The sequence below is a fragment of the Gulosibacter sediminis genome, assembly GCF_023370115.1.
Lineage (GTDB): Bacteria > Actinomycetota > Actinomycetes > Actinomycetales > Microbacteriaceae > Gulosibacter > Gulosibacter sediminis_A.
In genome coordinates this window covers 2,047,317-2,069,156 of sequence record NZ_CP097160.1, presented here as the reverse complement: position 1 = coordinate 2,069,156, position 21,840 = coordinate 2,047,317, and the positions used below count along the sequence as shown (strand labels likewise).

The window sequence follows — 21,840 nt, the reverse complement described above, 5'->3', positions numbered from 1 at the left end:
AGTTCTGGCGCCGCCAGAACTACAAAAAACGACCACTCAACCGTTGTGGGTGGCGCGGAGGGCGCCTAGGGGAGGAGCGTCAGGATGTTGTTGTACGCCTCAATCGGGCGCATCACCTGCGACGCCTTCGCGTCGACCGGGCGGTAGTAGCCACCGATGTCGACCGGCTTGCCCTGCTCGGCGATGAGGGCCGCAGCGATGTCCTCGACCTGCTCGGCGAACGCCTCGGCGACCGGGGCGAAGGCTGCGGCGAGCTCGGCGTCGGCCGTCTGCTTCGCGAGCTCCTCAGCCCAGAACTTCGCGATGTAGAGGTGCGAGCCGCGGTTGTCGTGCTCGCCCGTCTTGCGGCTCGGCGAGAGGTTCTCGTCGAGCAGGCGCTCGGTCGCGGCGTCGAGGGCGTCACCGAGCACCGAAGCGCGCTCATTGCCGGCCGCGGCCTCGTGGCGCAGTGACTCGGCAAGGGCGAGGAACTCGCCGAGCGAGTCCCAACGCAGGTGGTTCTCGTGCACGAGCTGGTCGACGTGCTTCGGGGCCGAACCGCCGGCGCCGGTCTCGAACAGGCCGCCACCGTTCATGAGCGGCACGACCGAGAGCATCTTCGCCGAGGTGCCGACCTCGAGGATCGGGAACAGGTCGGTGAGGTAGTCGCGCAGCACGTTGCCGGTCACCGAGATGGTGTCGAGACCGTCGCGGATGCGCTGCACCGAAAGCTCGGTCGCGGCCTCGGGCGAGAGGATGCGAATGTCGAGTCCGTCGGTGTCGTGCTCGCCGAGGTAGGTGTTCACCTTCTCGATGAGGTTGCGGTCGTGCGCGCGGGTCTCGTCGAGCCAGAACACGGCCGGCGTGTCCGAAGCGCGAGCACGCGTGACGGCGAGCTTCACCCAGTCGCGGATGGGCGCATCCTTGGTCTGGCAGGCGCGCCAGATGTCGCCGGTCGCGACCTGGTGCGAGGTGAGCACCTCGCCCGACGAGTTGACGATCTCGATACGGCCGTTGCCCGGCGCCTCGAAGGTCTTATCGTGCGAGCCGTACTCCTCGGCCTTCTGCGCCATGAGACCGACGTTCGACACCGATCCCATCGTGGCCGGGTCGAAGGCGCCGTTTGCTTTGCAGTCGTCGATCGTCACCTGGTAGATGCCGGCGTACGACGAGTCGGGCAAAACGGCGAGCGTGTCTGCCTCGTTGCCGTCGGGGCCCCACATCTTGCCGCCGATGCGGATCATGGCGGGCATCGACGCGTCGACAATGACGTCGCTCGGCACGTGCAGGTTGGTGATGCCCTTGTCGGAGTTCACCATCGCGAGCTTCGGGCCGGTCTCGTAGGCCTTGTTGATGGCCTCGAGGATGCCGTCGCGCTGCGGCAGGTTCTCGGCGCCCTTGATGATCGCGGCGAGGCCGTCGTTCGGCGAGAGGCCGGCCTGGGTGAGCACATCGCCATAGGTGTCAAAGAGGTCGGGGAAGAAGGCGCGCACGACGCGGCCGAAGATGATCGGGTCGGAGACCTTCATCATCGTGGCCTTGAGATGTGTCGAGAACAGTACGCCCGCATCCTTCGCCGCCCGCACCTGTTCGCGCAGGAACGCGTCGAGGTCGGCGAGGTGCATGACCGTCGAGTCGACGACCTCGCCCTCGAGCACTGCGAGGTTGTCCTTGAGCACGCGCGAGGTGCCGTTGTCGCCGACGAAGCGGATCTCGAGGTTGTCAGCGGCGGGTAGCACGACCGACTGCTCGTTGTGGCGGAAGTCGCCGTCGGTCATCGTCGCCACCGCGGTCTTGCTGTCGGCCGACCAAGCGCCCATCGAGTGCGGGTGCTTGCGGGCGAAGTTCTTCACCGCCGCCGGTGCGCGGCGGTCCGAGTTGCCCTCGCGCAGCACCGGGTTCACGGCCGAGCCCTTGATCTTGTCGTAGCGGGCACGCACCTCGACGTCCTTCGCATCCTCCGACTCCTCGGGGTAGTCGGGGATGTCGAAGCCCTGCGCCTGCAGTTCGGCGATCGCGGCCTTGAGCTGCGGCACCGACGCCGAGATGTTCGGCAGCTTGATGATGTTCGCCTCGGGGCTCTTCGCGAGTTCGCCGAGCTCGGCGAGGGCGTCGCCGATGCGCTGCTCCTCGGTGAGGTTCTCGGGGAAGGTGGCGAGGATGCGGCCGGCGAGCGAGATGTCGCGGGTCTCGACCTCGACGCCAGCGGTCTTCGCGTACGCCTGGACGATGGGCAGGAACGAGTAGGTCGCGAGGAGCGGGGCCTCGTCGGTGTGCGTATAGATGATTTTCGCCATGCGCGGCACTCCCTTGTAGTTCTCTCTACTTCAAGATTTCTTGCCCAGTCTACTTTGCGCCGGTGACCGGCCGCTTGGCGTCGGGGCGGCCCGCGGGCTGCGACGGTCCACCTCGAGACACTTCTACGCGCATGGGTGTTGCGTTTGGGCCCGTTCTCGGCGCGAAAACGCCTTCGGATGGGGCCAAACGCAACACCTATCGCTCCGCTAGGCGAGGTCGAAGCTGCGCTCGACCGCGCGGAGCCAGCCTGCGCGGAGCCGGTCGCGCTCCTCATCAGACATGTTCGGCTCGAAGCGTCGATCCTCGCGCCAGAGGGATGCGAGCTCCTCGCGATCGCGCCAGAAGCCGACCGCGAGCCCGGCCGCGAACGCTGCCCCGAGCGCCGTCGTCTCGACGATCTTCGGGCGCACGACCGGCGTGCCGAGCAGGTCGGCCTGGAACTGCATCAGGGCATCGTTCACGGCCATGCCGCCGTCGACGCGCAGCTCGCGCAACGGCTCGGGCGCATCCGAGTTGCACGCGTCGAGCACATCGCAGCTCTGGTACGCCGCAGCCTCGAGTGCAGCGCGGGCAAAGTGCCCGGCCCGCACGTAGCCGGTCAGGCCCACGATCACACCGCGTGCATCCGGCCGCCACCACGGCGCATACAGCCCCGAAAACGCGGGCACGATGTAGCAGCCGCCGTTGTCGTCGACCGTCGCCGCGAGCGACTCGACCTCCTCCGACGTGCGGATCAGCCCGAGGTTGTCGCGCAGCCACTGCACGAGCGAGCCGGTCACGGCGATCGACCCCTCGAGCGCATACCGCGGCGCCTCGTCGCCGAGCTGGTACGCCACGGTCGTCAGCAGCCCGTGCTCGCTGTGCACGATCTGCTCGCCGGTGCCATAGATGAGGAACGAACCGGTGCCATACGTGTTCTTCGCCTGCCCCTCGCCGAACGCGGCCTGGCCGAACGTCGCCGCCTGCTGATCGCCGAGGATGCCGGCCACCGGCACGCCCGGCAGGGGAGTGCGCTCGGCGCAGTGCCCATACACCTCGCTCGACGAGCGCACCTCGGGCAGGCACGCGCGGGGAATGTCGAAGGCTTCGAGCAACTCGTCGCTCCAGTCGCAGCTGCCGAGGTCGAGCAGCAGCGATCGCGACGCGTTCGTCACGTCGGTGACGTGCACGCCCGAGCGCGGCCCACCCGTGAGCCACCAGGTGAGCCACGTGTCGATCGTGCCCGCGCAGAGCTCGCCCCGCGCGGCCCGCTCGCGGGTGCCCGGATGCTCGTCGAACAGCCACGCAAGTTTCGTCGCGGAAAAGTACGTGTTCAGCGGCAAGCCGGTGCGCTCGCGGAAGCGATCGACGCCGCCGTCGGCCGCAAGCCGGTCGACGATGCCCTGCGTGCGCGTGTCCTGCCACACGAGCGCCGCATGCACGGGGCGGCCGGTCGCGCGATCCCAGAGCACCGTGGTCTCGCGCTGATTCGTGATGCCAACCGCGGCGATGTCGCTCGGGGCGAGCTGCGCCTCGGCGAGCGCCGTGCCCATGCAGGCGCGTGCATTGCGCCAGATCTCGAGCGCGTCGTGTTCGACCCAGCCGGGCTGGGGGAAGTGTTGCTCGTGTTCACGCTGCGCGCTCGCAACGATCTGCCCGTCGTGATCGAAGATAATCGCGCGGGTCGATGTGGTGCCCTGGTCGAGCGCGAGGATGTAATCGGCCACGCTGCCTCCTGTCGTCGTGCGTCTATTCTGACGCGTTCATCGGAGAGCCCCGGTAGGCTAGGGGGGTGACTGAGATTGAGATTGGCGGCACGAAGCGCGCGCGCCCCGTGTTTGGCCTCGATGACGTGGCAATCATTCCTTCGCGGCGCACCCGCGACCCCGAAGACGTCTCGACGACATGGAAGATCGACGCGTTCACCTTCGACGTCCCCTTCCTTGCCGCCCCCATGGACTCGGTGATGAGCCCGGCGACGGCGATCGCCTTTGGCCAGCTCGGCGGCCTCGGCGTGCTCGACCTCGAGGGCCTCTGGACCCGCTACGACGACCCGACGTCGCTGCTCGCTGAGATCGCCGACCTGCCGCAGAAGCAGGCGACCGCGCGACTCCAGCAGATTTACCAGGAGCCGATCAAGGGCGAGCTCATCAAGGCGCGCCTGCAGGAGATCCGCGACGCCGGCGTCGTTGTCGCTGGCGCGCTCTCGCCGCAGCGCACGCAGGAGTTCTACTCCGACGTGCTCGCGGCCGGTGCCGACGTGTTCGTGATCCGCGGCGCGACGGTCTCGGCCGAGCACGTCTCGCAGAACCGCGAGCCCCTCAACCTCAAGAAGTTCATCTACGAGCTTGACACCCCCGTCATCGTCGGCGGCGCGGCTTCGTACTCGCCGGCGCTGCACCTCATGCGCACCGGCGCGGCCGGCGTGCTCGTCGGCTTCGGCGGCGGCGCGGCAACGACCACCCGCCGCGTGCTCGGCATCCAGGCGCCGATGGCGACCGCGATCGCCGACGTCGCGAGCGCGCGCCGCGACTACATGGACGAGTCGGGCGGCCGCTACGTGCACGTCATCGCCGACGGCGGCTTCGGCTCGTCGGGCGACATCGTCAAGGCCGTCGCGTGCGGCGCCGACGCGGTCATGCTCGGCGCGGCGCTCGCCCGGGCGACGGATGCGCCGGGTCGCGGCTGGCACTGGGGCGCCGAAGCGCGCCACCCGCGCCTGCCCCGCGGCAACCGCGTTGAGGTCGGCCAGGTTGGCAGCCTCGAAGAAATCGTGCGCGGCCCGTCGGCGACCGCCGGCGGCACCGCAAACCTCGTGGGCGCCCTGCGCTTCGCGATGGCGACGACCGGCTACACCGACCTCAAGTCATTCCAGCGAGCTGACCTCGTGGTGAGCCCCACCACCGCCAACTCGTAGTCGCGCGGCCGCATGCTGCGCACGATGCTCAAGCCCAAGTGGCTTGCGTTCCTCGCCCTGGTGCTCGTTGTCGTCGTGGCGTTCCTGCTGCTCGGCCGCTGGCAGCTCACGGCGGCGTTCGAATCAGCGGGCACCGCGGCTGACTCCGAGGCCTACGTTGAGCCGGTGCCGCTCGGCGAGCTCATCGCGCCCGACACCTGGGTCACCGACGAGGCCGCCGCGCGGCCGATCGTGGTCGAGGGGTTCCTCGTGCCCGGCGACTTCGGTGTGGTCGAGGGGCGGCTGCAGGATGGGGTGAGCGGCTTCTGGGTCGTCGGCCATTTTGCGGTCACCGATGACGGCACGACCAGCTTCGGCGGCGTCGACGCGAGCGAGCTGCCGGGCATGCCCGTCGCGCTCGGCTGGGTCGCCGACGAGGCGCAGGCCGTTCAGGCGATCGCCTCGCTCTCCGCAGCCGAGTCCAACCTCGGCAGCGCGCAGACGCCGCTGGTCGTCCTCGCGAAGCTCGAGGTCGGGCAAGACCCGGTACCCGCGCGCGATGGTGATCCGCAGCGCATCCTCTCGATGTCGCCGGGGCAGCTCATTAACACCTGGGCGACCGAGGCATCCGACTACTACCCGGCCTGGCTGCTCGCGACCGCCGGCCTGCCGGTGCCGGCCCCGCTCGAGGGCATCGATGTCGTGCCCATCGACGACTCGCTGCAGATCGATCTGCTCAACATCTTCTACGCGATCGAATGGCTCGTGTTCTGCGTCATGGCGATCTACATCTGGTGGCGCATGGTGCGCGACGATTACGTCACCGACAAGGCCGAGAAATCCGACGCCGCCGTCGCCGAGCGCGTGCGCCGCGAGTTGCTCCTCGAACTCGCGAATAAGCGCGACCGCGAGCGGTAACCGCCAAGCCCCGCCTCGTAGACTCAGCCCATCCCACCCCGACACCTCTGGAGCGCATCCCGTGGCCCGCATCCCCACCCCGACCGAGTTTCCGACCATCCGTAAGCGCCTGCGCTTCTACCAGGTCACCTCGGTGATCACGGGCGTGCTGCTGTTGCTGCTCGTGTTCGAGATGCTGCTGAAGTACATCTGGCACGTCGAGATCGAGCTCGGTGGGCCGTTCGGTTTCCTCTCCCTCGTGCAGGAAGACACGGTCACGGCGATCAACCTCTCGCGCTGGATCCTCATCGTGCACGGCTGGTTCTACGTGATCTACCTCATCAGCTGCTACCTGCTCTGGCAGAAGATGCGGTGGGAGCTCGGCTGGCTGCTCGCCCTCGCGGGTGGTGGCGTCGTGCCGTTCCTCTCATTCATCACCGAGGCGCTCATCACGCGCCGCACGAAGCGACTGCTCGGGGAATACCAGGAGATCTGGGACGAAACCGACGACGAGGACGCCCGCGTGGCCCGAGTCGAGGCCGAGCTCAGCGACGAGGAGCGCGCGGCGCTCGACGCGAAGGTCGCGGAGGAAGTGCGGCGTCGGCAGGAGAACTAGACTGGTCGCGTGACTGAAACCGTGACCCAGGCTCGTCCAGTGCTGGTCGTCGACTTCGGCGCGCAATACGCGCAGCTGATTGCGCGACGCGTGCGCGAGGCGAACGTCTATTCCGAAATTGTGCCGCACACCATCTCGGCTGCCGAGGTGCGCGAGCGACAGCCGCTCGCCATTGTGCTCTCGGGCGGCCCCGCGAGCGTCTACGCCGACGACGCCGCGAGCTTTGACGCCGAGGTGTTCGGCCTCGGCGTGCCCGTGTTTGGCATTTGCTACGGCTTCCAGACCATGGCGATCGCCCTCGGCGGCGAGGTCGCCAAAACCGGCCGGCGCGAGTACGGCGCGACGAGCGTGACGCTCGCGGATGCGGCGGCCGAGTCGACCATCTTCGCCGAGCAGCCCGCGCAGCAGACGGTGTGGATGAGCCACGGCGACTCGGTCGTGCGGGCTCCGGAGGGCTTCGAGGTACTCGCCTCGACCGAGACAACCCCGGTCGCGGCCTTCGGCAACCCCGAACGTGGCCTCTACGGCGTGCAGTGGCACCCCGAGGTGCTCCACTCCGAGCAGGGCCAGGCCCAGCTCGAGGCGTTCCTGCACCGCGCCGCGCAGATTCCCGGCGACTGGTCGAGCGCATCCATCATCGACGAGCAGGTCGCGCGCATCCGTGAGCAGATCGGCACCGACCAGGTCATTTGCGGCCTCTCCGGCGGCGTCGACTCGGCCGTGGCCGCGGCCCTCGTGCAGCGCGCGGTGGGCGAGCAGCTTACCTGCGTGTTCGTCGACCACGGCCTGCTGCGCAAGGACGAGCGCGAGCAAGTCGAGCAGGACTACGTTGCGGCGACCGGCGTGCGCCTCGTGACCGTGGATGCGCGCGAGCAGTTCCTCGGGCACCTCGCGGGTGTGACCGACCCGGAGCAGAAGCGGAAGATCATCGGGCGCGAGTTCATTCGCGTGTTCGAGCAGACCGCGGCCGACCTCGTCGCCGAGTCGCGCGCCGACGGCGGTTCGGGCGAGATCAAGTACCTCGTGCAGGGCACGCTGTACCCGGATGTCGTCGAATCGGGCGGCGGCACGGGCACTGCGAACATCAAGTCGCACCACAACGTCGGCGGCCTGCCCGAAGACATGACCTTCGCCCTCGTCGAGCCGCTGCGTGCCCTGTTTAAGGACGAGGTGCGCGCGATCGGCCGCGAGCTCGGCGTGCCCGAGGTCATCGTGGCCCGCCAGCCCTTCCCGGGCCCCGGCCTCGGCATCCGCATCATCGGCGAGGTGACGCAGGAGCGGCTCGACCTGCTCCGCGACGCCGACGCGATCGTGCGCGAGGAGCTCACGGCAGCCGGCCTCGACCCGCAGATTTGGCAGTGCCCGGTCGTGCTGCTTGCCGACGTGCGTTCGGTGGGCGTGCAGGGCGACGGCCGCACCTATGGTCACCCGATCGTGCTGCGCCCGGTCTCGAGCGAGGACGCGATGACGGCCGACTGGACCCGCCTGCCCTACGACGTCACGGCGCGTATCTCGAACCGCATCACGAACGAGGTCGATGGCGTCAACCGCGTCGTGCTCGACGTGACGTCGAAGCCGCCGGGGACCATCGAGTGGGAGTAGTCCCACCGCATCCTAACTGCGCGGCTTCGGCCTGACGGTGAGGAAACGACTGTGGCCCCGAGTAAATGCTCGGGGCCACAGTCGTTTTCCACGGGGATGCGCGTTACGCGTCCTCGCCCTGGCGGCGGCGGAGGATCATGAACGCGGCGCCGGCGACGAGCAGCACGGCAGCGGCGATCGCGATCGGGCCGAACGCGTCGGCACCGGTCGTGGCGAGCGAGCCGCCGTCAGCGTCGGTCGAGTCGCCCTGGTTGCCCGCGGCGGGGGCGTCGGTCGACGTCGCCGAAGCGGTGGGGTCGGTCGTCGCGGTCGCGGTGGGCTCAGCGGTCTCGGTCGGCTCAGCGGTGGGCTCGGGGTCGGTGGTCGGCTCCGGCTCGGTCGTCTGAGTCGGCTCCGGAGTCTCTTCCGCGGCAACCCACGTGGTGTCGAGCAGCCAGTTGGCCATGTCGACGTTCGAGAGGTAATCGGTGCGCACGAGGTCGTGGCCGGTGGCGAAGCCGAGGAGGTCTTCCGAGTACGCGCCCTTCACGAAGTAGGGAACGAGCATGGTGGTGTGGTTGTTCGAGAACCAGTCCTGCGTGGCAGGCGTGCCGGCGCCGTTCGGCGTCATGGGGCCCCAGTCGCCGAGCACGTAGTCGGTCGAGCCCTCAACGGGGATCTGGTTGCCGTCGGTGTCGGTCACGTAGTTCGCGCCCGAGAGGTAGCCGGTCTCGTGGTCGGCGGTGACGATCACGAGGGTGTCGTCCCAGCTCGAGTTGGTCTCAACCCAGTTGACCACCGAGTCGACGGCGGCCGAGAAGTCGACGGTCTCGTCGATGTCGCGCTGCGTCTGGTTGGCGTGGCCGGCCCAGTCGATCGCGCCGCCCTCAACCATGAGGAAGAAGCCATTCTCGTTGTTGTCGAGCACGTTGAGCGCGCCCTCGGTCATCGTCGAGAGGTCGACGACGTCGTTGTACGCGGCGTCGTCGCTGCGGCCCTGCTGGAGGGTCGAGCCGACCTGTGCGAGGCCGAAGACGGTCTCGGGGGTCTCACCGGTGGTGAGCGCCTCGAAGTCGGCGTCGTCCTCAACGAAGGTGAAGTCGGTCTCACCGGCGGCGAGCTGGTTGTACGACTCTTCTGAGATGTAGCTGAAGTCGCCGGTGGCCTGCTGCTCGTTGTCGTCGTTGTAGTACGGGTGGCCCGCACCCATCACGACGTCCATGTAACCGTTCGAGATCTGGTCCGCGGCGATGCCGTGGTAGTCGTTGCGGTTCGCGTTGTGCGCCGAGAACGCCGCAGGGGTGGCGTGCGAGAACGGCACCGAGCTGACCACACCGGCCGACTTGTCGAGCGCGTCCGCGCGCTCCGACACGTTCTCGACAACGTTGCCCTCATAGTCAACGCCGATGCCGGCGTTGTAGGTCTTGTAACCGGTGGCCATCGCGGTACCCGCTGCGGCCGAGTCGGTTGGGTTCTCCTTCGACGACTCGAAGTCGTTCCAGGCGGTGAATGAGTCGTACGGGGTCTGCTCGTACCAGGCGGTCTCCATCGAGGTGTGCTCCCACGACTGGAAACCCTCGGTCGGGGTCGAGTTGCCGCCCCACGGCTTCACCTTGTTGTCGCCGCCGCGGTCAACCTGCCAGTAGACCTCGTTGTTCTCGTAGGCGTTCATGTTGTCGAGGTGGTTGTACCCCATGCCGTCGCCGATGAGGAGGATGACGTTCTTGGGGCCATCTGCCGCGGTGGCGGCGGATGCGGGCGTTGCGAATGCGAAGCTTCCGAGCGCGACGGCTGCGGCGGTGCCGCAGGCCGAGAGCGACTTCACGAAGTTGCGAGTCTTCATGGCGTCCTTTCGACGATTTGTAAGGTGTCCCTAACAGCTGACTGAAGAAAAGTTAGGTGTCGAAAACCGCGATCGCGTGCTCTCTCGGTAACGCGCCGGTAACGAGCACAAGAAATCGACGTGTGTTGTGCAGTTCATTCGTGGTGAGGGCGCGGATGCGTCGAGCCAGCAGGCGCGCGGCTCGGCGCGCTAGCCTTGGAGGCATGTCCGACGCCCCCGCTCGCCCACCGATTTATCCCTTCGTGCTCACCGACGCCGTGCTCGTGATTGCCTTCGCCGCGATCGGTCGCTCGTCACATGGCGAGGCGCTCGGCGTGCTCGACATCCTCGGCACCGCGTGGCCGTTCCTCGCGGCGCTGCTACTGAGCTGGGTCATTGTGCGGCTGACCGACCGCGACCACTCGAGGGTGTGGCCTGCCGGCGTGCTCATCTGGGCCGTGACCGTGTCGAGCGGACTTGCCCTGCGCATCCTCTTCGGTGACACCGCCGCGCCCGCTTTCATCATCGTCGCGACGATCACCCTCGCGGTGTTTCTTCTCGTGCCCCGGCTTGTGTGGCAGCTCTTCCGTCGGCGACACCGCACGCCCGCAGCGAACACTGAGATGTAGCGGCAAAGTCTGGGGAAAAATCCCGGTGCGCGGCGAGAGGAGTCCGTAGACTTGCCTGAAGCGCACTACTTAGAGGAGAACTGATGTCGAGCTCTGCACTTCAGCGGAACCCGTACTTCAATGGCGAATACCAGCGACGAAACCAGCACTCGGGCGTAGCCCAGAATGCACAGGCGCAGTTTAACCAGGCGTACGGCAACCCCCAGACCGGTCAGCAGTACGGCCAGCAGCAGTACGGCCAGCAGCGGTACGGCCAGCAGCAGGCTCAGGGCTACCAGCAGGCCTATGGGCAGCAGCAGGCGTACGGCCAGCAGCCCCAATTCCAGCAGCCGGCGCCAAGCCCCGAGCAGCTGAACCGCCAGTACGACATGCCGTCGCCGTCGAACGACCAGCTCGACCGCATGACGATGGAAGACACCATCGCGAAGACCGCTGGCATGTTCGGCGTGCTGCTCGTTGCGGCCGCCCTCACCTGGTTTACCGTGCTCGCGGCACCGGCCGTCGGCTACGGCCTCACCGTCGCGGGGAGCATCGGCGCGTTTGTGCTCGCGCTCGTGATGACCTTCCGTCGCGAGCCGTCGCCCGTGCTCACGACGATCTTCACGATCGCCGAAGGCCTCGTCGTCGGTGGCTTCTCGTCGATCCTCGAACAGGTCTACCCGGGCATCGTGCTGCAGGCCACGCTCGCGACCCTCGTCGTCATCGGCGTGACCCTCGCCCTGTTCAGCTCGGGCAAGGTTCGCACCTCGCCGAAGCTCACGAAGTTCGTGATGATCGTGATGATCTCCTACGCGGCCTTCTCGCTCGTGAACTTCATCCTGCAGGTCACCGGCGTCGTCAGCGACCCCTGGGGTCTGCGCACGAGCGTCGAGATCTTCGGCATTCCGCTCGGCGTCATCGTCGGTATCCTCGCGGTGCTCATGGGCGCCTACATGCTCATCATGGACTTCGAGTTCATCCAGAACGGCGTGAAGTCGGGTGCCCCGCGCAAGTACGGCTGGGTCGCCGCCTACTCGCTCATCTCGACCGTCGTGTTCATCTATATCGAGATCCTGCGACTCATCGCGATCTTCCGCGGCAACGACTAGTTCCGCGCACCCACATCACGCCCCCGTCGCGCGCAAGCGCGGCGGGGGCGTGATGTTTCCGGAAATTTACCAACGCGGCGCATGCTGGTCGCCATGGCACAGCGCATGCCGTGGCTCATCGGCCACCGCGGGGCTCCCGCATACCTCCCCGAACACACCGCCGCCAGCTACGCGCTCGCGATCTCGCAGGGTGCCGATGCGGTGGAGCCCGACCTCGTGCCGTCGGCCGACGGCGTGCTGGTGGTGCGCCACGAGCCGGTGCTCGACGACACGACCGACGTTGCCGAGCATCCCGAGTTCGCGGCGCTGCGTCGCGAGGCGACGCGCGACGCGGCGGCGGGCTGGTACGCCGAGGACTTCACGTGGGCCCAGCTGCAGACGCTGCGCGCCGTCGAGCGCCTGCCCGAGCTGCGCCCCGCATCCGCCGCCCATTCGGGGGAGCAGGGGCTGCTGCGCCTGCGCGACCTTGTGCTGCTCATCGACGAGGCGGCGACCGCTCGCGGGCGCGATTGCACGCTCGTGCTCGAGCTGAAGTGGGATACCTGGATGCGCGCGCGCGGCTTCCGCTTCGAAGAGCTGCTCGTGCGCGAGCTTGAGCCCGTGCGCTCGGCGCGCTGCCTGCAGGGCGCGCGCATCGAGAGCTTCGAGGTGTCGGCGCTCGACCGCCTCTGCGGCTCGGCCCTCGTGCGCGAGCTTGATGCGCGCCTCGTCGTGCTCGTCGAGGACGAGCCGTGGCTGCGGCCGGGATCGGGCGAGGAGGGGCCTGAACGGTGCACTGACGAGGGCCTCGACGACGCCGCCTACCGCTACGACGGCATCTCGGTGCGCACGACGCTGCTCGACGCCGACCTTGTCGACCGGGCACATGCGCGCGGCCTCGAGGTGTTCACTTACACCCTGCGCGCCGAGGCGCCGTTCGTGCCGCCGGAGTTCGCGGGCAGGCCGTTCGACTACTGGCGTGCGCTCGCCGCGACCGGGGTCGATGGCGTGTTCGCCGACGACCCTGGGGCCTGTCGCGCCGCGCTCGGCGGGGCGCCACAGCTCGGCTCGGATGCGCCGGTCGCGGGCGAGGTCTCGGCCGCCTGAGCGCACGGACCGGGGCGTCTGTCGACCTGTGGATGGTCGGAGCCGGTGTCGGGGGTGCCACCTAGGATGGATTGGCCATGACCTATCTGTCGTATGACCCCATTCCCGCCGACCTCGTGGACGGCCTGAACCCGCCGCAGCGCGCTGCCGTCGAGTACCGCGGCGACGCGCTGCTCATCATCGCGGGCGCGGGGTCGGGCAAGACGCGTGTGCTGACGCACCGCATCGCCGGGCTCATCGCGACGCGCGAGGCGTGGCCAAGCCAGATTCTCGCGATCACCTTCACGAACAAGGCCGCGGCAGAGATGCGTGAGCGCGTCGGCCACCTGCTCGGCGAGACGGTGCAAGGCATGTGGATCTCGACGTTCCACTCGGCGTGCGTGCGCATCCTGCGCCGGGAGGCCGAGAAGTTTGGCTACCCGCAGGGCTTCACCATCTACGACTCGGCCGACTCGAAGGCACTCGTGAAGCGCATCGTCAAGGCGCTCGAGGCCGAGTCGCTCGGCGTGACGCCGTCACACGCGCTCAACCGCATCTCGGCACTGAAGAACGAGCTCATCGACCCCGACGGCTTCGCACGCAAGGTCGACGCGTCGAACCCGCGTGACCAGCTCGTGCTCGAGATCTACCGGCAGTACCAGCGCGAGCTCGAGCGCAACCGCGCCTTCGACTTCGACGACCTCATCACGCAGACGGTCTGGCTGTTCCGCGCGTTCCCCGACATCGCCGCGCTCTACCGCCGCCGCTTCCGCCACGTGCTCGTCGACGAGTACCAAGACACCAACCACGCGCAGTACGCGCTCATCCGCGAGCTCACGCACGTGACGCCGGCACAGCATGTGCCCGCCGACACCCGCATCGAACTCGCGGCCGACGGTTCGATTCCGCCCGCATCGCTCACGGTCGTGGGCGACTCCGACCAGTCGATCTACGCGTTCCGCGGCGCCGACATTCGCAACATCACCGAGTTTGAGCACGACTTCCCCGGCGCCGAGACGATCCTGCTCGAGCAGAACTACCGCTCGACCCAGAACATCCTCGACGCCGCGAACGCCGTGATCGGCAACAACTTCGACCGCCGCGAGAAGAGCCTCTGGACGGCCGAGGGCGCGGGCCAGCAGATCGTTGGCTTCGCCGGTTTCTCGGCGCACGACGAGGCGCAGTTTGTCGCCGACGAGATCCACAAACTGCACGACTCGGGCACGAACTTCAACGACATCGCGGTGTTCTACCGCACCAACGCCCAGACGCGTGCGCTCGAAGAGATCCTGATTCGCTCGGCCGTGCCGTACCGCCTCATCGGCGGCACGAAGTTCTATGAGCGCGCCGAGGTGAAGGACATCCTCGCGTACCTCCTCAGCGTCGCGAACCCGAACGACGAGCTCTCGCTGCGCCGCATCATCAACGCGCCGAAGCGCGGCATCGGGCCGGCCACGGTCACCGCGATCTCGAACTTCGCGAACGAGCACGACATCACGTTCCGCGAGGCGCTGCGCCGGGCCGACGACCTCGGCGTCGGGCCGAAGCTGCGCGGCAAGATCGCCGAGCTCGCGCAGATTCTCGACCACGCCGAGGCCTCGATCGACCCGCAGCGACCCACCGGCCCCGTGCTCGTGTCGAAGATGCTCGAGACGATCATCGAGCAGACCGGTTACATCGAAGCGGTGCGCGCGACGGGGAATCCGCAGGACGACGCGCGCGCCGAGAACGTTGAGGAGTTCATCAACGTCGCGAAGGAGTTTGATAAGCAGCACCCCGACGGTAACCTTGTCGATCTGCTCACCGAGGTTGCGCTCGTCGCGGCGGCCGACGACATCGATCACGAGTCGGGCGCCGTGTCGCTCATGACGCTCCACACCGCAAAGGGCCTCGAGTATGAAGCCGTGTTCCTCACCGGCGTCGAGGAAGAGCTCCTGCCGCACCGCATGAGCGCGGATGAGCCGGGCGGGCTCGCCGAGGAGCGGCGCCTCTTCTACGTGGGCATCACCCGTGCGCGCAAGGTGCTGCACCTCTCGCTCGCGGTGTCGCGCACGCAGTACGGTGAGGCGTCGACCGCGATGCCGAGCCGCTTCCTCGACGAGATCCCGGCGTCGCTCATCGCGTGGCGGCAATCGCCGCAGGACGTCATGTCGCGGCCCACACTGCGGCCTACCGGTTCGTCGGGCTGGGGCGGGGGAGAGCGCCGCTTCGGCGAGGTGCGCACGAGCAATGTGCTCGAGGGCGCGCGGGGGCTCAAAGAGCCGTTCAACCCGCGCCGCGGCAAGCGCAGCTTCGACAACACCGTGACGGGCGCGGTGAAGGACAACTCGGCGCTCGAGCTCGCGCACGGCGACCGCGTGAAACACACCGACTTCGGCGAGGGCACCGTGCGTGCCGTGCTCGGCACTGGCTCGAAGCGCGTCGCCGAGGTCGACTTCGACGAGGTCGGGCGCAAGAAGTTGCTCATCAAGGTCGCGCCGCTCGAAAAGCTCTAACGAGCCTTCGCGAGCGGCGCGAACAGGGCTGCGGTGCTAGTAGCGGATCGCGTCGACGATCTGCACGCGGGTCGCCTTAAGCGCGGGCAGCGCGCCCGCGAGGGCGCCGACGAGGGTCGCCGCGGCGAGGCCGATGAGCACTGCCGAGATCGGGAATGGCCGCGGCTCGTAGAGTCCCGCCGACTGCAGCAGCCCCTGCAGCCACGAGCTTTGCAGGATCGCGACGGTGAGCACGACGCCGACGACGCCGGCGAGGAAGGTCGCGACCATCGACTCGAGCAGCACCCCGAAGAAGATGCGCGCCGAGGTCGCGCCGTAGCTGCGGCGAATGCCGATCTCGCGCACGCGGTGCTGCATCGTGACCAGGTTGATGTTCACGAGGCCGAGCGCGCCGAGCAGGAACATGCCGACGGCCGCGCCGATGACGAACCACCGGATGAACGCAGTGGAGTCACCCATCTGGGCGGCCCAGTCGCCGCGGTAGACCATGATGTTGCTCGCGCTGAGCTGCTCGTTGAGCTGCGCCGCGAGCTGATCGGAGATCTCCTCGGGCACCCACATCGAGAGGGTCGTCGAGCCCTGCGCCGCGGCCGTGCCGGGCACGAGCGAGAGCTGGTCGTAGAGCATCCAGGCGATCGGTGAGTCGAACTCGCTCGTGTTGGGCGAGACGCCGACGATCGTGAATGCCTGGCTGTTGCCGCCCCCGACAAACTCGACCCGCGGCTGGGTCGCGAGGTCGGGGCTGCCGAGCGCCTGCCAGAGCTTGTTGTTGACTACGAGCGCGGGGGCGAGCAGGTCGGCGTCGGAGTCTTCAAGGAACCTGCCCTGTTCGACGACCGTGCGGTAAATCTCGCCGTAGTCGGGCTCGACCGCGGTGAGCGAGACAGGGATCTGGGCGCTCGGCGTCCACACCGTTGCCTCGGTCGTCGCCGAGAGCGCGTGCTTCGTCACGCCGAAGTCGTCGGGCAGGCGGCTCAGGCGGTCGACGACCGCGGGCGTCGTCTGCCCCTCGGCGACGACGTTTGCGGTGCGGCCGCCCGAACGCTCGGCAGTTTCGGTCTGCAAGTCGGTGAGCAGCTGCCCGACGCCGAGGGCGCCGGTGAGGCCGATCACCGCGACGGCGATGCCGACGAGGGCGAGCAGGATGCGCAGGCGATTGACGCGCAGCTCGTGCCAGGCGTCGACGAGGGTCGCGACGACGTTTGTCGCCCCGTCGCCCGGGGTGTTGTCTCGCTTCGGCTTGCTCATGCGCTCGCCACCTCGTGCTGCTCGCGCACCTGTTCGACGAGCATGCGTTCGGCCTGCTCGATCGTGCGCTCGTGGAGCACGCCGTGCTGCAGCACGAGAATGCGCTCGGCGAGTGCCGCGACCGCGAGATCGTGCGTGATGGTGATGAGCGCGGCGCCGGTCGAGTCGCCGAGCTGCGAGAGCGTCGCCATGATGTCGTGGCCCGTGCCGACGTCGAGCGCGCCCGTGGGCTCGTCGGCGAGGAGTACGGCGGGCTCGCGCACCATGGCGCGGGCGATCGCGACGCGCTGCTGCTCGCCGCCCGAGAGCTGGCGGGGGAGCTGATCGGCGCGGTGGGCGAGGCCCACCTTGTCGAGGGCGGCGAGCGCGAGCTCGCGGCGCCGCCAGAACTGCCAGGCCGCGCCATAGAACAACGGCATCATGACGTTCTCGATGGCCGTGCGGTTGTCGAGCAGATTGAACTGCTGAAACACGAAGCCGACCGACTTGCCACGCAGCCGCGCGAGTTTCGTCGCCGACAGGCCCGACGCATCCTGGCCGCGGAAGAGCACCTCGCCGCTCGTCGGCTGGTCGATGAGCCCGAGCAGGTTGAGCAGCGTGGTCTTGCCCGCGCCGGAACGGCCGAGCACGGCGACGCGCTCGCCGGGCAGCACCTCGAGGTTGACGCCGCGCAGGATGCGCAGCATTTGGCCGGTGGGCAGCTGGACTTCGCGGGTGACGCCCCGCACTTCGAGCACCGGGGCGGGCATTAGTAGACCCCGCTCATGTCGTCGCTGTACATCGGCACTTCGCTCGGCACATATTCGAGTACGATCGCGCCCTCCTCGAGGCCTGAGGTGATCTCGACGAACATGCCGTCGGTAATGCCGAGCTCGACCGCGACCTCCTGCGGCTCGCCGCCCGGCGCATCCACGACGTAGACGAGGCCGGTCGCGTAGTCGCCGCGCACGGCGGTGGTCGGCACGAGCAGGGCGTCATCGACGCCGTCGGCGACGACGGTGACCTCGGCGCTCAGGCCGGCGAACACCGTCTCGCCGTCGGGCACGGCGCAGCGCACCTGGCCGGTGACCGAGGTCGAGCCGCCGGTGACGTCGGCGTAGGGATCCGCGTAGGGGTCGGCATACGGATCGACCGCAGTGGACGGGGTTTCGCCGTCGTCGGCCGGCGCACCAATCTCGAGCGAGGTGCACTCGAACGGCGCCGGACCGCCGGTGATCGCGACGGTTGCGGTCGCGGGCGCGTCGAGCATCCGGTACTGCAGGTCGGCCGAGAGGTCGGCGACGACCGTGAAGGTTCCTGGGCCGACCTCGCCGATGGTTTCGCCGATGGTGACGTCCATCTTTGCCAGCGGCGTGAACTCGGTGAGCACGCCCGTCTCGGTCGCGGTTACCGTGTGATATTCGTACACCGGCTCGGGGGAGGTCATTTCTTGCTCGCCGGTCTCTTCGTCGGGTTCGCCGACGGGCTGCGGGTCGGTCTGCCCGACCTCTTCGCGCAGTTCGTACAGGGGCTGGCCGTACTCGACGTGGTCGCCGACCTTGACGTAGACGATCGTGACCGAGCCCTGCTCGGTCGAGCGCTGCGGTACCCCGGCATCGGCCGAGACCGAGCCGCTGACGACGAACTCGTTGGTGACGCTGCCGCGCGTTACCTCGACGGTCGGCGACTCGAGCTGGCCGGTGGGCTCGGCCTGCTCGGCCGTGTCGTTCGAGAAGAACGCGAGCTTCGCGAGCGATGCCGCGGCGACGACGCCGACGACAAGCCAGACCGTGCCGAAGATCGCCTTGCGGGCGCGGCCCTTCGGGCGGCGTGCCCTGGGCTGCTTCGCCGGCTTGCTCGGCCTCGCCGAGGCGGATGCGCCGCTCGCCTCCTCCTCGACCGCGTCGTAGTACCCATCGCGCGCCTCGGAATGCTCAGGATTCGTGAGTGGCTCGAACGGGTCGTTGGAGCCAGCGGGCGCGGGCGAATTCGGCATGAGTTTCCTCTCGCGGGCGCGGCTGAGGGCAGCGGCGCACGGTGGACAGTACGGCGGTCATTTGATCCCACCAGCGGGTCCGACCCGTGTCCATGGGGAAAACCCCACGTGTTGCGCGGCGCCGGCAACTAGTGGGCGTCGTCCATCCCGGTCACGTGCACGGCGTAACCGTCGCAGCCCGCCGTCGTCCAGTGATAGACGTAGTTCGGGTCGTAGTCAGGGCTCATGAAGTCGTTCTCGCCCCAGAGCGCGGCCTGAAACCCGGGCGTCTGGTCGCTCCAAGTACCGGGGATGGTGTAGTCAGCGGGGTGCGAGATGGTCGCGTCGGGTGACTCATCCGAGAACGAACCCTCGAACCCGCCGTCGTAGTAGACCCATCGCCACTCGAAGCCAGCATCGGCCATGCAGTCGGCGATGTAGTACTGCTGGAGATCCCAGACATCGACGAGGCCCGCGTCGTCGGCGAGCTGCTGCCCAGCCAATGAAGGGATCTCGGGCAGCGTCGGCAGCGAAGCCAACGGCTCCGACAAAAACTCATCGGCGTCCTGCGGGAGGTCGAGGAACGCGACCTCGTCGCTGTAGACCCAGACCCCGGTGACGGGGTCGACCTCGGCACCCGCCGGCAGGTTTGCGGGGGTCGCGACCGGCGCATCCGTCGCCTCGCCCGGCTCGCCGCCCTCAGCCACGTAGGTCGAGGTCGCGTCAGCAGTCGCGTCGTCGCTCGAGGCAGACGCGGATGCGCCGCTCGCGGTCGGCGCGGCGGCCGCGGGATCGCCCGGCGCGACGCAGCCCGCGAGAGCGAGGATCGTGACGGCACTGAGGGCAAACAAATAGGCAGGGGAGCGGAGCTTCACGATGCGGCCTTTCAATGGGACGATGCGTCTTCGGTGTCGAGCAAGCTGATCGTCGCACGAGCCAACGACATCGAGCCCCGGATGCGCGCCGCCGCGGCCCGGGAAGCTGCACGAACCCGAGAAATGCCGTAGCGCAGGTCAGTTATGCTTGCGTGCGGATGTGCGCCGCGGCGCTTCGTTTCTCGAGCCACGCACTCGACACCTTTCGCGCGGTCGCTCCGAACCCAGTTCCTGCTCGTGTGAGCAAGTCAAACTCGGCATTGCCGTGGATTGGAAGAAACGTGGATCTTTTCGAGTATCAGGCGCGCGACCTGTTCGAGGCACACGGTGTTCCGGTGCTGAAGGGCATCGTCGCCGACACCCCCGAAGACGTGAAGGCAGCTGCTGAGCAGCTCGGCGGCGTGACCGTCGTCAAGGCGCAGGTCAAGGTTGGCGGCCGCGGCAAGGCCGGCGGCGTGAAGGTCGCGAAGACCGCCGACGACGCGTTCGAGGCCGCCAAGAGCATCCTCGGGCTCGACATCAAGGGCCACGTCGTTGAGCGTGTCATGGTCGCCGAGGGCGCCGACATCAAGGAGGAGTTCTACTTCTCGGTGCTCCTCGACCGCGCGAACCGCAACTACCTCGCCATGTGCTCGGTTGAGGGTGGCATGGAGATCGAGCAGCTCGCCGAAGAGCGCCCCGAGGCCCTCGCCCGCGTTGCGGTCGACCCCATCGTCGGCATCGACGAGGCCAAGGCGCGCGAGATCGCCGAGGCCGCTGGCTTCTCGGCCGAGCTCGTCGAGAAGGTCGTGCCCGTCTTCCAGAAGCTCTACGAGGTGTACGTTGGCGAAGACGCCACGCTCGTCGAGGTGAACCCGCTCGTGCTCACCGGTGAGGGCAACATCATTGCGCTCGACGGCAAGGTCACGCTCGACGACAACGCCGAGTTCCGCCATGAGGCACACGAAGCGCTTCGCGTCGCGGCCGGTGGCCTCGACCCGCTCGAGGAGAAGGCCAAGGAGCACGACCTCAACTACGTCAAGCTCGACGGCCAGGTGGGCATCATCGGTAACGGTGCCGGCCTCGTCATGTCGACCCTCGACGTCGTCGCTGGCGCCGGCGAGAAGCACGGCAACGTAAAGCCCGCGAACTTCCTCGACATCGGTGGTGGCGCCTCGGCTGAGGTCATGGCTGCCGGTCTCGACGTCATCCTCGGCGACGAGCAGGTCAAGAGCGTGTTCGTCAACGTTTTCGGTGGCATCACCGCGTGCGACGCTGTCGCGAACGGCATCGTCGGCGCCCTGCAGCAGCTCGGCGACGCCGCCACCAAGCCGCTCGTTGTGCGCCTCGACGGCAACAACGTCGAAGAGGGTCGCGCGATCCTCGCTGACTTCAACCACCCGCTTGTCACCGTCGTGGCGACCATGGACGAGGCCGCCGACAAGGCCGCCGAACTCGCGAACGCCTAGGGCTCGGAAGGACTACAGAACACAATGGCAATTTTCCTCGACGACAAGTCCGTCATCATTGTCCAGGGCATCACGGGTTCGGAGGGCTCGAAGCACGCGACGCGCATGCTCGAGGCCGGCGCGAACGTCGTCGGTGGCACCAACCCCCGCAAGGCCGGTCAGACGATCGAGCTCGCGGGCAAGGAACTGCCGATCTTCGGCACCGTGAAGGAGGCCATGGAGGCCACCGGCGCGAACGTCACCGTCATCTTCGTGCCGCCGGCATTCGCCAAGGGCGCCATCGTTGAAGCGGCCGAGGCCGAGATCCCCCTCGCCGTCGCGATCACCGAGGGCATCCCGGTCAAGGACGCCGCTGAGGCGTTCACCCGCGTGCAGGAGCTCGGCAAGACGCGCCTCATCGGCCCGAACTGCCCCGGCATCATCACCCCCGAGGTGTCGCTCGCGGGCATCACCCCGGCGAACATCACCGGCAAGGGCCCGATCGGCCTCGTGTCGAAGTCGGGCACGCTGACCTACCAGATGATGTACGAGCTGCGCGAAATCGGCATCTCGACCGCCATCGGTATCGGCGGCGACCCGGTCATCGGCACCACCCACATCGACGCGCTCGAGGCGTTCCAGAACGACCCCGAGACCAAGGCCATCGTCATGATCGGTGAGATCGGTGGCGACGCTGAAGAGCGCGCGGCCGAGTACATCAAGGCGAACGTCACCAAGCCGGTCGTCGGCTACGTGGCGGGCTTCACCGCGCCCGAGGGCAAGACCATGGGCCACGCTGGCGCCATCGTCACCGGTTCGGCTGGCACGGCCGCCGCGAAGAAGGAGGCCCTCGAGGCCGCCGGCGTTCGCGTGGGCACCACCCCGACCGAGACGGCGAACATCATGAAGGAAATCTTCGCCGCCCTTTAGTCACCAAAATGCGTTGAGTGGTCAGTTTTTGTAGTTCTGGCACGGCCAGAACTACAAAACT

At 68.0% G+C, this 21,840-nt stretch carries 17 protein-coding genes; 10 read left to right on the top strand and 7 right to left on the bottom strand.

Annotation, left to right across the window (positions count from 1 at the left end; translation table 11 throughout):
• Positions 1–65: 65 nt before the first annotated feature.
• The gene (locus M3M28_RS09515) at positions 66–2,276 is read right to left on the bottom strand and encodes an NADP-dependent isocitrate dehydrogenase (protein ID WP_249386237.1); all 2,211 of its coding nucleotides are present in this window, start codon (positions 2,274–2,276) and stop codon (positions 66–68) included.
• Between the two features lie 207 nt (positions 2,277–2,483).
• Positions 2,484–3,983, bottom strand: coding sequence for a glycerol kinase GlpK (gene glpK, locus M3M28_RS09510; RefSeq protein WP_249386236.1), 1,500 nt, complete (start codon positions 3,981–3,983; stop codon positions 2,484–2,486).
• 65 nt (positions 3,984–4,048) lie between these two features.
• Between glpK and M3M28_RS09505 the strand changes: the two genes are divergently transcribed.
• The 4 genes from M3M28_RS09505 to guaA all read left to right on the top strand — a co-directional run bounded on the left by M3M28_RS09505 (position 4,049) and on the right by guaA (position 8,267).
• Positions 4,049–5,173, top strand: coding sequence for a GuaB3 family IMP dehydrogenase-related protein (locus M3M28_RS09505; RefSeq protein WP_249386235.1), 1,125 nt, complete (start codon positions 4,049–4,051; stop codon positions 5,171–5,173).
• A gap of 24 nt (positions 5,174–5,197) precedes the next feature.
• Entirely contained in the window at positions 5,198–6,070 is an 873-nt protein-coding gene (locus M3M28_RS09500) for an SURF1 family protein (RefSeq protein ID WP_249386234.1), read from the top strand.
• 61 nt (positions 6,071–6,131) lie between these two features.
• Positions 6,132–6,665: a DUF3817 domain-containing protein gene (locus M3M28_RS09495; protein ID WP_249386233.1), complete on the top strand. Its 534-nt coding sequence runs from the start codon at positions 6,132–6,134 to the stop codon at positions 6,663–6,665.
• A gap of 9 nt (positions 6,666–6,674) precedes the next feature.
• Positions 6,675–8,267, top strand: coding sequence for a glutamine-hydrolyzing GMP synthase (guaA, locus tag M3M28_RS09490; protein ID WP_249386232.1), 1,593 nt, complete (start codon positions 6,675–6,677; stop codon positions 8,265–8,267).
• 103 nt (positions 8,268–8,370) lie between these two features.
• Here the strand turns inward: guaA and M3M28_RS09485 are convergent, their stop codons facing one another.
• Positions 8,371–10,089: an alkaline phosphatase gene (locus M3M28_RS09485; RefSeq protein WP_249386231.1), complete on the bottom strand. Its 1,719-nt coding sequence runs from the start codon at positions 10,087–10,089 to the stop codon at positions 8,371–8,373.
• Positions 10,090–10,292: 203 nt separating this feature from the next.
• On the opposite strand from M3M28_RS09485, the gene M3M28_RS09480 reads away from it, so the two are divergent.
• The 4 genes from M3M28_RS09480 (at position 10,293) to M3M28_RS09465 (ending at position 15,345) form a co-directional block, all read left to right on the top strand.
• Entirely contained in the window at positions 10,293–10,697 is a 405-nt protein-coding gene (locus M3M28_RS09480; protein ID WP_249386230.1) for a DUF3054 domain-containing protein, read from the top strand.
• A gap of 83 nt (positions 10,698–10,780) precedes the next feature.
• Positions 10,781–11,785 carry a Bax inhibitor-1/YccA family protein gene (locus M3M28_RS09475; RefSeq protein WP_249386229.1) on the top strand — a complete coding sequence of 335 codons (1,005 nt, stop codon included), beginning with the start codon at positions 10,781–10,783 and terminating at the stop codon, positions 11,783–11,785.
• 93 nt (positions 11,786–11,878) lie between these two features.
• Positions 11,879–12,871, top strand: a complete 993-nt coding sequence (locus M3M28_RS09470) for a glycerophosphodiester phosphodiesterase family protein (protein WP_249386228.1) — start codon at positions 11,879–11,881, stop codon at positions 12,869–12,871.
• Positions 12,872–12,948: 77 nt separating this feature from the next.
• Positions 12,949–15,345: an ATP-dependent helicase gene (locus M3M28_RS09465; protein WP_249386227.1), complete on the top strand. Its 2,397-nt coding sequence runs from the start codon at positions 12,949–12,951 to the stop codon at positions 15,343–15,345.
• Positions 15,346–15,381: 36 nt separating this feature from the next.
• Here the strand turns inward: M3M28_RS09465 and M3M28_RS09460 are convergent, their stop codons facing one another.
• From M3M28_RS09460 to M3M28_RS09445, 4 genes are all read right to left on the bottom strand, one after another.
• Positions 15,382–16,593, bottom strand: coding sequence for an ABC transporter permease (locus M3M28_RS09460; protein ID WP_249386226.1), 1,212 nt, complete (start codon positions 16,591–16,593; stop codon positions 15,382–15,384).
• Complete coding sequence (locus M3M28_RS09455) at positions 16,590–17,342, bottom strand: ABC transporter ATP-binding protein (RefSeq protein ID WP_249386225.1); 753 nt, start codon at positions 17,340–17,342, stop codon at positions 16,590–16,592. Before M3M28_RS09455 ends, M3M28_RS09460 begins: the two co-directional genes overlap by 4 nt.
• Positions 17,342–18,568, bottom strand: coding sequence for an efflux RND transporter periplasmic adaptor subunit (locus M3M28_RS09450; protein ID WP_249386224.1), 1,227 nt, complete (start codon positions 18,566–18,568; stop codon positions 17,342–17,344). Before M3M28_RS09450 ends, M3M28_RS09455 begins: the two co-directional genes overlap by 1 nt.
• A gap of 128 nt (positions 18,569–18,696) precedes the next feature.
• The gene (locus M3M28_RS09445; RefSeq protein WP_249386223.1) at positions 18,697–19,422 is read right to left on the bottom strand and encodes a hypothetical protein; all 726 of its coding nucleotides are present in this window, start codon (positions 19,420–19,422) and stop codon (positions 18,697–18,699) included.
• A gap of 281 nt (positions 19,423–19,703) precedes the next feature.
• Here M3M28_RS09445 and sucC point away from each other — a divergent pair, with 281 nt between their 5' ends.
• Positions 19,704–20,870, top strand: coding sequence for an ADP-forming succinate--CoA ligase subunit beta (sucC, locus tag M3M28_RS09440; RefSeq protein ID WP_249386222.1), 1,167 nt, complete (start codon positions 19,704–19,706; stop codon positions 20,868–20,870).
• Positions 20,871–20,894: 24 nt separating this feature from the next.
• A complete protein-coding gene (sucD, locus tag M3M28_RS09435; protein ID WP_249386221.1) occupies positions 20,895–21,779 on the top strand; it encodes a succinate--CoA ligase subunit alpha in 885 nt (294 codons plus the stop codon).
• Positions 21,780–21,840: the final 61 nt, after the last annotated feature.